This window comes from Methylophaga marina (genome assembly GCF_030296755.1).
GTDB lineage: Bacteria > Pseudomonadota > Gammaproteobacteria > Nitrosococcales > Methylophagaceae > Methylophaga > Methylophaga marina.
Window position 1 is genome coordinate 499,490 of record NZ_AP027741.1, and the last position, 13,480, is coordinate 512,969.

Below are 13,480 nucleotides of genomic sequence, written 5' to 3' on the forward strand. Positions count from 1 at the left end.
AATTAATTCTTATTGTTTATTAAGCGATGTTAAGATCTTATCGTTGCATTAAGCTTTTGCGACAGCGTTTCTGTCACAGTTTTAAGCAATGAGTCGACTTCATCGTCTGTTAATGTTCGCTCTTTGTGCTGGAGTATAAAGGCCACTGCCAAGCTTTTCTTACCAAGCTCGACGCCTTCTCCACTATACACGTCAAATAATTGAAATGACTTAAGAATATCAGAATCGATCTTACTCAAGCAATCTTCAATTTGACCCGCATTGACAGCATCATCTACCAAAAGAGCCAAATCACGACGCAATGCTGGGAATTTTGACAGTGTCTCAAACTCGGGAACGACAGAATCAACGACATCATTCAGGCTTAACTCGAAAACGTAGACCTTCCCATCAATATCCAGTGATTTGTTTAGTTTTGGATGGATAGCGCCTAGCCAACCAATAGCTTCATCGTTCTTATAGACACGTGCAGATTGGCCGGGATGTAATGCTGGGTGAGATTCTTTCTCGAACCTTACTTGACCACCACCAAGTGCAAGCAGCGCTTCTACATCGGCTTTGATGTCGAAGAAATCCACTTCACGTGGATTCTGCGACCACTGTTCGGCATAATTACTGCCGTATATTAAACCACCAATTTGACGCGGTTGTGCAATATCGTTCAAATTACCTTTGAAGACACGTCCTACCTCAAATAGACGAATCCGGTCATGCTGTCGATTTGCATTATAAACCATTGCCTGAACCAGGCCCGGCCAGAGTGATGTTCTCATCACAGAAAGATCAGACGAAATGGGATTGGCCAATTTTATCGGCGCTGAGTCGTCTTGTGCGAGTAGCTGCTGGATTTTAGGCTCAACGAAACTATAGGTCACAGCTTCATGATAACCACGGTCAACCATGAGGTTTTGCAGCCGTTCAACTGGCGTCAACGTCTCCGTAATATTGGTTGTTAGAACGGTTCCCTGCGGACGTGTATTAGGCAATTTATCGTAGCCGTACAAGCGGCCTAACTCTTCGATTAAATCCACTTCGATTGCGAGATCAAAACGAAAAGACGGGACTGATACCTGCCAGCCATCTTCAACGACATCAACAGCCAAACCCAATCTTGTTAATTGTTCAGCCACTGTTTTACCGTCCAGTTCAAGGCCAAGCACTCGTTTGATTCTGTCAGAACGAAGATGAATCGTTGCTGTTTTCGGTAAATCTTTCTCGCTACATTCTTCAACAACAGGGCCAGCTTCACCACCCACAATTTCAAGCAATAAAGATGTTGCACGATTCATAGCCTTGCTAGCTAATTCTGGATCCACCCCTCGTTCAAAGCGATGTGATGAATCTGTATGCAAACCATAGCTTCGCGCTTTACCAGCAATAGCTTCTGGTGCAAAGAATGCTGACTCTAGGAACAGAGAGGTGGTGAGTGAACTCACTGATGAGTCTTGTCCACCCATAACACCAGCTAAGGCTAGTGGCTTTTCTGCATCACAAATCAATAAGGTATCTGCTTGCGTATCGATTGTTTGGCCGTCTAACAGGGTCAGCTTTTCACCCTGTTGTGATAAACGCACATTAATTGATTGTTCAATCTTACCCAAATCAAAGGCATGCATAGGCTGCCCTAATTCGAGCATGACATAGTTAGTCACATCAACCACAGGTCCCAAACTTCTTAACCCACTGCGGCGGAGCTTCTCTTGCATCCACACAGGTGTTTCTGCTGCTGGATTAATATTTTCGATGGTGCGTCCCAGATATCGTGGGCAGGCAGTAGTTGCTTCAACTTTGACATCCAAAATCTTGGAAGAGGTTGCGCTGACAGGCTCAGATGCGACAGCGTTGATATCTTCTGAAGTCAGTACACCGACTTCACGTGCTACACCCGCGACACTTAAGCAATCACTACGATTGGGTGTGAGATCAATATCGATTGCATTATCATCTAAATCCAGATAAACACGAAAATCTTCACCAACAGGTGCATCATCAGCAAGCTCCATCAAACCGTCAGCAGATTCCGTCAGGCCTAATTCTTTTGATGAACACAACATACCAAACGATGGCACACCACGCAGTTTGGCTTGTTTAATTTTAAAGTTACCAGGTAAAACAGCACCGATGACCGCAACAGGTATTTTCAATCCTTCGCGAACATTACTTGCACCACAAACAATATCCAGTAACGCTTCGCCACCCACATTAACTTTTGTGAGACGTAACTTATCGGCATCCGGATGCGGTGTGACAGAAGTCACTTGCCCCACAACGACGCCTGAAAACTCGCCTGCCACAGCTTCTACGGCATCAACTTCGAGACCAGCACCAGTGAGTTTATCAACTAATGCATCTGTATCAAGTGCAGGGTTTACCCACTCTCTTAACCATTTTTCACTAAACTTCATTGTCTTATCTCGTCGCTTAACTGAATTGTTTCAGGAAACGTAAATCGTTTTCGAAGAACATACGTAAGTCATTGACGCCGTATCGCAGCATCGCCATACGTTCGACACCGAGACCAAACGCAAAGCCAAGATACTTTTCACTATCAATGTTGACGTGTTTGAATACATTCGGATGAACCATGCCGCAGCCAAGTATTTCAATCCAACCGGTATGACTACATACGCGACAACCTTCTCCACCGCAGATTACGCACTCGATATCTGCTTCAGCTGAAGGTTCGGTGAACGGAAAATATGAAGGACGAAAACGTACTTTTAATGGTTTTTCAAAGAATGCTTGCAGAAAGTCTGACAAGATACCTTTCAGATCAGTAAAACTGATATTTTCATCCACCATCAACCCTTCAATCTGATGAAACATCGGTGTGTGGGTTAAGTCTGAGTCGCAACGATACACTCTGCCCGGGGCAATCAGACGTAAAGGTGGCTGTTCTTCTTCCATCACACGGATTTGCACCGGTGAGGTATGTGTTCTTAATAATTTATCTGCGTCAAAATAAAATGTGTCATGCATAGCACGAGCAGGGTGATGCTCAGGAATATTAAGCGCAGTAAAGTTATGATGACCATCTTCGATTTCGGGGCCTTCCGCCACATCAAAACCAATATTCTTAAAGTAACGTTCTATACGCTGTAATGTACGAGTGACGGGATGTAAACCACCCACCTCGCTGTTGCGACCAGGTAAAGTCACATCAACAGTTTCTGCTGCTAAAGCAGCTTCCATTGCAATTTCAGCTAGTGCTTTATTTCTGGCATCGATGAGCGCTGACACATCTTGTTTAGCTATATTTACCGACTTACCAATAATAGGTCGCTCTTCAACGCCCACATTGGCTAATCCTTTCAGATAAGCCGTGATTTTGCCTTTCTTACCCAAAAACTCAACGCGAACGTTATCCAAAGCCCGATTATCATTCGCTTCTGCAATTGCTGCTTTCGCAGACTCAACAATGTCGTTTAAAGCTTCTAACTGTGTGTCCAGTTCAGCCATTATTACCCCCACCTGAGGAACAATATTCAGAAACAAAAAAGGGCCGTTTTGGCGGCCCTTTTCTACTTACATGCAAACACGTAGGTTTAATCAATAAACCGACGATATTAGTTTGCCAGTGCAGCTTTCGCTTTTTCTGCAAGTGCAGCAAATGCAGCTTCATCATGTACAGCGATATCGGCCAAAACTTTTCGATCGATTTCGATAGAGGCTTTTTTCAGACCATCGATCATTCTGCTGTAAGACAATCCACACTCACGTGCAGCAGCATTGATACGTGCAATCCATAAAGTACGGAAATTACGTTTTTTCTGACGACGGTCACGATAAGCATATTGACCTGCTTTGGTGACTGCTTGGACAGCTACGCGGTATACGTTCTTACGACGACCGTAATACCCTTTTGCTTGGTCAAGAACTTTTTTATGGCGAGCACGTGCTGTGACGCCGCGTTTTACTCTAGGCATTAGAAAACTCCCTCAATTACAGGTTTGGCAACATTTTACGAACTGACATGTGATCTGCTTTACAGATTGTCAGAGTAGAACGTAATTGACGTTTACGCTTAGTGCTTTTTTTGGTCAGGATATGACTAGTGAAAGCTTGTGAGCGCTTGAATTTTCCACTACCAGTGCGTTTAAAACGCTTAGCAGCACCACTATGGTTTTTTAATTTAGGCATTGAATTAACAACTCCGCATTGAAAGTTTATATAGTTATTTTTTACTGTTTGGAGCCAAAACCATAATCATTTGACGCCCTTCTTTCTTAGGTCGTTGTTCAACGCTAGACAGTTCTTTAAGATCTTCTGCAACTCGTTCAAGTAGCTTAAGACCCAAGTCCTGATGCGCCATTTCACGTCCACGAAATCGGAGGCTGACTTTAGTTTTGTTCCCGCTTTCTAGGAAACGTATCAGGTTGCGTAGTTTTACCTGATAATCCCCTTCTTCTGTTCCAGGCCGGAATTTAACTTCCTTCACCTGAATTTGTTTTTGTTTTTTCTTAGCTAGCGCTTTCTGCTTGCCTTCTTCAAACAAAAACTTGCCGTAATCCATGATACGGCATACTGGTGGAGTCGCTTGTGGCGCGATTTCCACCAAATCCAGATCAGCTTGTTCGGCTCGTTCTAACGCGTCTTTCAGCGTAACGATGCCCACTTGCTCACCATTAGAATCTGTTAATCGTACTTCTTTGGCTGTGATTTCTCCATTCAGCCTTTTTTGATCTGTAGCGATGTTCTAATCCTCTATAATTATTCGACCGCGACTCGCAACATCTTTCTGTAGCAAGCCAACAAAGTCCTCAAGTTGCATTGCACCTAGGTCTTCGCCTTTTCGAGTGCGTACTGCCACGGCATTATTTTCTGCTTCACGCTCACCCACCACAATCAAGTAGGGGACGCGACGTAAAGTGTGCTCGCGTATTTTAAAGCCAATCTTCTCGTTTCTCAAGTCCGAATCGACTCTAAATCCTTGTTTCTGCAAATTGTTGGTGATATTTCTGACATATTCAGATTGTTTATCACTGATTCCCATCACCACCACTTGCTTAGGTGCAAGCCATGTTGGGAATGCACCAGCATACTCTTCTATTAAGATACCGATGAATCTTTCTAAAGAACCAAGTATTGCCCTGTGCAGCATAACTGGCACTTGTTTACTGCCATCATCTGCGACATATGTCGCATCCAGACGACCAGGCATTGAGAAGTCAACCTGAATAGTACCGCACTGCCACACACGGCCAAGACAATCTTTTAATGAGAATTCAATCTTTGGTCCGTAGAATGCGCCTTCACCTGGCTGTAGGTCCCAGTCTAATTCTGCGGCATTTAATGCCTGTTCTAGGGCATGTTCAGCCTTGTCCCATACCTCATCGCTCCCTACTCTACTTTCAGGACGAGTCGATAATTTAACGATGATTTCATTGAACCCGAAGTCGGCATAAACCTCGTGTAATAAATCAATAAAAGTGGCGACCTCTGACTGAATTTGATCTTCAGTACAGAAAATATGCGCATCATCTTGGGTAAATCCGCGTAAACGCATCAGGCCATGTAAAGTACCTGACGGTTCGTTGCGATGACATGAACCAAATTCAGCCATACGTAGTGGCAAATCTCTGTAGCTTTTCAGACCTTGATTAAAAATCTGAATATGACAAGGACAGTTCATTGGTTTCACGGCATAGTCACGATTTTCTGAATGGGTACTGAAAATCATATCGCCAAATTTATCCCAGTGACCTGATTTTTCCCACAAAGTGCGATCGACAACCTGAGGTGTGCGCACTTCCTGATAACCATTATTGCGTAACACGTCACGAATATAGTTTTCGACAACACGATAAATCTGCCAACCATTATCGTGCCAGAAGATCATGCCTGTGGCTTCTTCCTGCAAATGGAATAGATCAAGATTTTTAGCGATTTTACGATGATCGCGCTTTTCAGCTTCTTCCAGACGATGTAAATAAGCCTTAAGGGCTTTTTTATCTTGCCAGGCAGTACCGTATACCCGTTGTAACATTTCGTTATCAGAGTTACCACGCCAGTATGCACCCGCCAATTTCATCAATTTGAAGGCTTTTAACTTACCTGTGCTTGGTACGTGAGGACCACGACATAAATCGACAAAATCACCTTGGCGATAGATAGATAAAGTCTCGCCTTGCGGAATATCTTCCAGGATTTCAGCTTTATAGATTTCACCCATATCACGGAATAACTCGATACCCGCATCACGAGAGATTTCTTCACGAACCACTGGAAGATCTTGCTTCACGATCTCTTCCATACGCTTCTGGATCTTAGCTAAATCATCCGGCGTAAACGCTTCTTTATATGAGAAATCATAATAGAAGCCATCTTCAATCACCGGACCGATGGTGACTTGTGCTTCAGGATAGAGCTGTTTTACAGCCTGAGCCATTAGATGTGATGTAGAGTGACGGATGACATCCAGACCATCTTCATCACGCTCAGTGATGATGGCTACCTCAGCATCCTGTTCAATGACGAATGACGTATCAACCAGCTTTCCATCAACTTTACCGGCTAATGCAGCACGGGCTAAACCAGTACCAATATCAGCGGCAACATCATGGATAGAAACGGGATGATCGAATTGGCGTTGAGAGCCGTCGGGAAGTGTTACTGAAATCATATGAAGTCCTGGTTGTGGCCGATACAAAGGGCCTTAAAAACCAAAAAAGCGCCTAAGCGCTTTTGAATATCTGGTAGGCACGAGTGGATTCGAACCACCGACCCCCACCATGTCAAGGTGGTGCTCTAACCAACTGAGCTACGTGCCTGCCGTGAAGCTGCGAAATTATACGCAGCTACTGACAGATTGCAAGCCCTTTAAACAGCGGCCGGACCCAAGGCTATCTTCCTTAGATGTTCCAAGTCATCACGTAGCTTGGCAGCCTCTTCAAATTCAAGGTTTTGCGCATGTTTGTACATGGCGTTTTCTATCTGCTGAATTCGTTTAGCCAGTTGCTGTGGCGTGAGTGAGGCATACTTGGCCTGCTCTTCAGCGACTTCTGCGGCATATTTATCATTGGCTGGTTTGGACATAGCCTCATCCATGCCCATTCGAATCGCTTTTTTATGCCCTGTGGCGTAATGCCATGTTCTTCGTTAAAGGCAATCTGTTTTTCCCGACGACGATCAGTCTCATCAATCGCGCGCTTCATAGAGCCCGTGATTTCATCGGCATATAAAATAGCTCGACCATTCAGGTTTCTTGCAGCACGACCTATTGTTTGAATAAGAGAGCGATCACTGCGAAGGAAACCTTCTTTATCAGCGTCCAGTATTGCTACTAATGAGACTTCCGGTATATCCAAACCTTCTCGTAGTAGGTTAATACCGATAAGCACATCAAATTCACCCAGTCGTAAATCACGAATAATTTCCACTCGCTCAACGGTATCGATATCAGAATGTAAGTAACGTACTTTGACATTGTGCTCACGTAGATACTCCGTGAGATCTTCTGCCATGCGTTTGGTTAACGTGGTGATTAATACACGCTCACCGATAGCTGCGCGCTTATTAATTTCAGATAAGACATCATCGACTTGTGTCCCAACAGGCCGAATTTCGACTTGTGGATCGACCAGTCCTGTTGGCCTAACCACTTGTTCGACGATGGTGCTGGAGTGTTCATTTTCATATTTGCCCGGTGTCGCCGAAACAAAAATCGTTTGTGGGGCTAACTTCTCCCATTCTTCAAACATCAAAGGCCGATTATCCAATGCAGAAGGAAGTCGAAAACCGTAGTTGACCAAGGTCTCTTTTCTAGAGCGGTCGCCTTTATACATCGCACCAATCTGCGGCACCATCACGTGACTTTCATCGATCACCAGAATGGCATCGTCAGGCAAGTAATCAAATAAGGTTGGCGGTGCTTCCCCCGGCCCACGTCCAGATAAATGGCGGGAATAGTTTTCAATGCCGTTGCAATATCCCAGCTCCAGCAACATCTCGATATCAAAGCGGGTGCGTTGTTCTAAACGTTGTGCTTCGACCAGCTTATTGTCAGCATTGAGATGTTCGAGTCGTTCTTTTAACTCTTCTTTGATGGCATCGACGGCTTTTAAGAGGTTATCGCGTGGTGTGACATAGTGCGTTTTCGGGTAAATGGTAATGCGGCTCACCCGCTGTAGAATTTCACCTGTCAGAGGATCGAAGTAGCTGATTTGTTCGACTTCATCATCGAATAACTCAACTCTTACAGCATCACGCTCAGATTCTGCCGGGAAGATATCTATCACCTCTCCTCTCACCCGATAAGTACCTCGATGCAATTCGACATCGTTACGGCTGTATTGCAACTCGGTCAAACGTCGCAGAATATCCCGCTGACTGATGACATCACCCTGAACCAGATGTAACACCATCTCCAAATAGGCATCTTTTTCACCCAAACCATATATACAGGACACACTTGATACGATAATCGCATCCCGTCTTTCCAACATGGCTTTGGTTGCCGACAAGCGCATTTGTTCGATCTGCTCGTTGACCGACGCATCCTTATCTATAAAAGTATCTGAGGATGGTACGTACGCTTCCGGTTGGTAATAATCGTAATAAGAGACAAAATATTCCACCGCATTATTGGGGAAGAAATCTTTCATCTCACTGTATAATTGCGCGGCCAGGGTCTTATTAGGGGCCAGAACCATCATTGGCCGCCCCAGAGCTTGCGCAACATTGGCAATGGTAAACGTTTTACCAGAACCTGTTACCCCAAGCAGGGTTTGCCACATTTCACCGTTTTCCAAGCCTTCAATCAAAGTCTTGATTGCAGTTGGTTGATCCCCGGCAGGAGAAAATTCGCTGACTAGCTGAAAATGTTTACTCATACGTCTTTAGCATCGATTATGTTTGGCGTATATTATTGAGATATTTATCAATTTACCGTGTTAAATGAAGGAAAGATTTTGACTATCAAGCTCTCCCAACGTGTTCAAAACATCAAACCGTCTCCGACTTTGGCAATCACAGCACGCGCTGCGGCGCTGAGAGCCGAGGGCAAAGATGTTATTGGTCTGGGTGCAGGCGAACCCGACTTCGATACTCCTGAACACATCAAACAAGCTGCCATTGAAGCTATCCACAGCGGCAAAACAAAATACACGCCCGTAGATGGCACCGCAGATTTGAAAGATGCCATCATCAAAAAGTTCTCAAGAGATAATGGGCTCGAGTATGCCGCGAATCAAGTCCTAGTTTCCGTCGGTGGTAAACAAAGCTTTTTCAACTTGGCTCAAGCCTTCATTGAAGCAGGTGATGAGGTCATCATCCCCGCACCATACTGGGTATCATACCCGGATATGACACTGCTTGCTGACGGCGTACCCGTAATTATCGAAGCCGGTCAGGAAAATCAGTTCAAAATCACACCAGAACAATTAGAAGCGGCGATCACAGATAAAACCAAACTGTTCGTTATCAATAGCCCATCTAACCCAACTGGCATGGCTTACAGTCTGAAAGAGCTGGAAGCACTAGGTGAAGTGTTACGCAAACATCCAAACATTTTTATCGCCACTGATGATATGTATGAACATATCTACTGGGCTGACGAACCGTTCTGCAATATTTTGAATGCCTGCCCGGATCTACATGATAGAACACTGGTTATGAATGGCGTTTCCAAAGCGTATTCAATGACTGGCTGGCGTATTGGTTATGCAGCTGGCCCAGCACCATTAATTGCTGCAATGAAAAAAGTACAGTCGCAAAGCACATCCAACCCAGCATCTATCTCACAAGCAGCAGCCGTAGAAGCATTGAACGGTGATCAGTCATGCATTAAAACCATGTTAGCTGAGTTCAAAAAACGTCATGACTATGTCGTTTCTGAATTAAACAAAATGCCTGGCGTGGATTCATTAGAAACAGACGGTACGTTTTATGTTTTCCCAAGCATCGCCGGTGTATTGGAAAACAAAACTGAACTGAAGGACGATATGGATTTTGCCGAAGCCCTATTAGTAGAAAAAGGCGTAGCTGTTGTGCCTGGTTCTGCGTTCGGATTGAAAAACCACATTCGTCTTTCAATCGCGACCAGCGAAGAAAACCTTCGTAACGCACTGATTCGTATTGCCGAATTTATTGCGTAAAAAATTATTCAAATTTAGGCTTGACCTACACAGGTCAAGCCACTAGAATAGCCATCTTTCTGTTCCCCGATAGCTCAGTTGGTAGAGCAAATGACTGTTAATCATTGGGTCGCTGGTTCGAGTCCAGCTCGGGGAGCCAAAGAATATATAAAGCCTCAAAGAGTCGCTCTTTGAGGTTTTTTTATTTCAGCAATATTTATGTCGACTCGTATTCTTTACCTGCTAAATTGACGAGTTTGATAGAAGGTTGCTGCTATAAACCAATTTGGTAATTTCTTTAATACTCTCCTCTGAAGCATCAATAGTTTTACACTTAGCACTTTATTTTTAAGATATAAATCTCAAAACAGGCTATTTACTGATTTTTACTTCAGTTGGCTATAGCGACCATTGATGTGAAATCAAAATCAGCTGTTACAAAACACTTCGCGACAACTTGTTTTGTGTATATGCCATCCACTGCATCAATAATCAAAGCGATGTCGGACACGTTCTTTCCTCTGACTAAATTGTATTACTACAACGGTGATTAGCCTGTTTTTGTAGAAGTTCAGGCCATGCTTCTCGCGTCGATGACGTTCAATTTCCATAGACCTAACAAATATATATACAACACCATAATTAACATCATCACTAGATATATCTTCAAACTTATTGGCCGATTATTACCGACAAATAGGGTGCTGTAGTGATTGGTGCATATGCTTTACTTATGGCAACCAGGGTGACTCAATTTTCGATGATTCAAACAGGGCATCAATTTGTACGCTATACCGTTGTTTATCTGCTTGTTTGTATAAGACATACACTGGAAAAGTAAACTCAGGATAGTGTTCATTGTGCTTTAAAAGTCCTGCTTTTATATGGTGCTCAACCACACGTGTTCGAAAATAGCCGCTTCCACCGTTTGTTAAAATGTAATGTAATGCTAATGGTCCAAGGCTAATAGTGAGTTGTGCTCGTGCATGTTCCGGTAAAGCCACATCATGTTGACGTCTAAAGTCATCTCCCCAGTCCACGTAGACATATGGGTGAGGATTATCAACGGAACTCACGTGGATGAGTTTTTCTTCTAATAGTTGCTCGACCTGAACGCCAGGCCAATATTCAGGTTGATGAACCAAAATAATATCTAGAACACCATTCTCAAGTTGCTCCATAAGCGATTGACGTTCACCAATCTCTGTTCTTATAGCCACTTCACTTTCAGTGATATTGAGTGCATTTAGCCATTGCAAGACAAGCGGACTCCATAAACTCACTTCACTGCCAATATTGAGTACATTTTGTACTCCTTGGGGTAAAGGCAGATCACGTTTCGCCAGCTCCCACGATTGCACCATTTTCGTAGCATGTTCAACAAACCTGACACCATTTGAAGTCAAACTTGCACCGGAGCGGTTTCGAACAAATAATTTACACCCAAGTTGTCCCTCAAGGTTATGAATTCGAGCCGTTACGGTCGTTTGAGTGACATGCAGCTTTTCTGCTGCTGAGATAAAACTTCCCGATCTGACAATTTCAAGAAAGGTTCTGGCTAAACTGACATCCATATGAATATTTTTGATATTAAATTAAGATAATATTCATTATATATTATTAAACATTCTCTCCATAATGTGTTTCAACATTCACAGCGATTAGAAACACACTTCATGCAAAACTTAGCTACATCATTATTCACAACATCTGAGTGGGAGGCTGTAGCAAACCTTCTAAAGCGTTTGTCTAATGAACAAACAGAATGGTTAGCGAATAACTTATTAGATATTTCTACTACAGATAAAAGCATAGCTACTGAAAAGAGAGCAGTTGTAGCCTATGGAACAGAAACAGGCAATTCCAAAGGTATTGCTCAGCAGTTTTATGAAAAAGCAGTTCATCATAATAAATCAATAGAACTCATTAACCTGGCGGATTTCAAACTCAAGCAACTAAAACAGATTAATCAGCTATATATTGTGTGTAGTACTCATGGCGATGGCGAACCACCTGAGCCCATCGCATCGTTCTATGATGAGCTAATACACCTTAATGAAGACCTTTCTCATCTATCCTATGCTGTACTCGCTTTGGGTGACAGTTCATACGATCACTTCTGTCTCACCGGCATCACAATTGATGATAGATTGCGTGAGCTCAATGCTTCACCATTTACTGAATGTGTAGAGTGTGATGTTGATTTTGAAGAAACAGCTGAAGAATGGATTACTTACTGTCTTCCAACGTTACCGAATATGACGAAAAACAGCGAAGTACTCACAAAAAGCCGTCATAAAATCCGTACATCAACCTACTCAAAAACCAGTCCACTCTCTGTAGAAGTGATCAAGAATACGCGTTTATCTGATGACTCAAGATCAAACCCGATCCATCATTTAGAGTTACAGGTACCAGACAATATTCAACTGAGTCTCACCGCGGGTGATGGAATCGGGGTTTTACCTCAAAATCCCCCTCAGCTCGTTCGCCAAATTTTATCCTTAACAACATTTTCTGGGGATGAATCTGTCGTTGTAAAACAGAGAGCTGTACCACTGGTGGAGGCTTTACGTGAATATTGTGATCTCACTTTAGTCACAGCACAATGTTTAACTAAATGGAGTGAGACTTCAAACAACCGTGACCTGATAAAACTGTGCCAAGATAAACAAACATTACGCTCATATCTCAAACGGCATCAGTTAACAGACATTCTAGTCAACCACTCTTTACAGTTAACTCCACAGCAGCTGGTCGATAGCTTAAGACCATTACAACCTCGTTTATATGACGTTGCCAACAGTACTCGCCAGATTCAAGATGAATTGCATCTTACTGTAGAAAAGTATCGGTATTCTTGGTCTGGGAAATTACAAAATGGAATTTGTTCAACATATTTAACGGGTATTGAAGAAGGTGAAAATCTTCTTGTTTTCCCCCACCACAATAAACGGTTTCATTTACCCACGAATCAAAACAGTCCCATTATCCTCATTGCTGACGGTACAGGAATAGCCCCTTTTCGCGCCTTCATACAAGAGATTCAGTCTAATCCTAACCGTGAACACAGCGTGTGGTTGATACTAAGAGAATGTACATTTTTAAATGACTTCCTCTATCAAACGGAGTGGTCCCAGTATCTAAAAGATGGCTTATTAACTCGTTTAAATACCTCTTTTTTTGACGATGTTCCCAATAAATCAATCTACGACATCATTCAAGATAATGAAGAAACGTTTAACGGTTGGTTAAGTGCTGGCGCGCACCTGTATCTATCTGGTCACAAAGAGATATTTGACCAACTTACACAAACGTTGAGCAAGACATCATCTTATAAGCAAAGCTGGCTTCAACTCACCCAACAAAAACGACTACACAAAAACGTATATTAATTTACGGAGAAA

10 protein-coding genes, 2 tRNA genes and 1 pseudogene are annotated in these 13,480 nt (G+C 43.2%); 3 read left to right on the forward strand and 10 right to left on the reverse strand.

The window, feature by feature from the left end:
• Positions 1–29: 29 nt before the first annotated feature.
• The 8 genes and pseudogenes from pheT to uvrB form a co-directional block, all read right to left on the reverse strand.
• Entirely contained in the window at positions 30–2,405 is a 2,376-nt protein-coding gene (gene pheT, locus QUE24_RS02460) for a phenylalanine--tRNA ligase subunit beta (RefSeq protein ID WP_286305089.1), read from the reverse strand.
• A gap of 16 nt (positions 2,406–2,421) precedes the next feature.
• Positions 2,422–3,459 (reverse strand): phenylalanine--tRNA ligase subunit alpha, encoded by a 1,038-nt coding sequence (gene pheS / locus QUE24_RS02465; RefSeq protein WP_286305090.1) that lies wholly within the window; start codon positions 3,457–3,459, stop codon positions 2,422–2,424.
• Positions 3,460–3,566: 107 nt separating this feature from the next.
• On the reverse strand, positions 3,567–3,926 hold the full coding sequence (gene rplT, locus QUE24_RS02470) for a 50S ribosomal protein L20 (RefSeq protein WP_286305091.1): 360 nt from the start codon (positions 3,924–3,926) through the stop codon (positions 3,567–3,569).
• Between the two features lie 16 nt (positions 3,927–3,942).
• Positions 3,943–4,140: a 50S ribosomal protein L35 gene (gene rpmI, locus QUE24_RS02475; RefSeq protein ID WP_007145589.1), complete on the reverse strand. Its 198-nt coding sequence runs from the start codon at positions 4,138–4,140 to the stop codon at positions 3,943–3,945.
• A gap of 34 nt (positions 4,141–4,174) precedes the next feature.
• Positions 4,175–4,693, reverse strand: coding sequence for a translation initiation factor IF-3 (infC, locus tag QUE24_RS02480; protein ID WP_286306064.1), 519 nt, complete (start codon positions 4,691–4,693; stop codon positions 4,175–4,177).
• 3 nt (positions 4,694–4,696) lie between these two features.
• Entirely contained in the window at positions 4,697–6,622 is a 1,926-nt protein-coding gene (thrS, locus tag QUE24_RS02485) for a threonine--tRNA ligase (protein WP_286305092.1), read from the reverse strand.
• A gap of 71 nt (positions 6,623–6,693) precedes the next feature.
• Positions 6,694–6,770, reverse strand: a tRNA-Val gene (locus QUE24_RS02490).
• 49 nt (positions 6,771–6,819) lie between these two features.
• Positions 6,820–8,831 (reverse strand): annotated as a pseudogene (gene uvrB, locus QUE24_RS02495) (excinuclease ABC subunit UvrB).
• A 78-nt stretch (positions 8,832–8,909) separates the two neighbouring features.
• Between uvrB and QUE24_RS02500 the strand changes: the two are divergent.
• Both QUE24_RS02500 and QUE24_RS02505 read left to right on the forward strand, forming a co-directional pair.
• Entirely contained in the window at positions 8,910–10,094 is a 1,185-nt protein-coding gene (locus QUE24_RS02500; RefSeq protein ID WP_286305093.1) for a pyridoxal phosphate-dependent aminotransferase, read from the forward strand.
• Positions 10,095–10,157: 63 nt separating this feature from the next.
• Positions 10,158–10,233, forward strand: a tRNA-Asn gene (locus QUE24_RS02505).
• Between the two features lie 231 nt (positions 10,234–10,464).
• Here the strand turns inward: QUE24_RS02505 and QUE24_RS15760 are convergent.
• Together QUE24_RS15760 and QUE24_RS02510 are read right to left on the reverse strand one after the other, a co-directional pair.
• Positions 10,465–10,584: a PIN domain-containing protein gene (locus QUE24_RS15760; RefSeq protein ID WP_339608432.1), complete on the reverse strand. Its 120-nt coding sequence runs from the start codon at positions 10,582–10,584 to the stop codon at positions 10,465–10,467.
• Positions 10,585–10,804: 220 nt separating this feature from the next.
• Positions 10,805–11,647: a LysR family transcriptional regulator gene (locus tag QUE24_RS02510; protein ID WP_286305094.1), complete on the reverse strand. Its 843-nt coding sequence runs from the start codon at positions 11,645–11,647 to the stop codon at positions 10,805–10,807.
• A gap of 102 nt (positions 11,648–11,749) precedes the next feature.
• Between QUE24_RS02510 and QUE24_RS02515 the strand changes: the two genes are divergently transcribed.
• Complete coding sequence (locus QUE24_RS02515; RefSeq protein WP_286305095.1) at positions 11,750–13,468, forward strand: diflavin oxidoreductase; 1,719 nt, start codon at positions 11,750–11,752, stop codon at positions 13,466–13,468.
• Positions 13,469–13,480 lie beyond the last annotated feature (12 nt).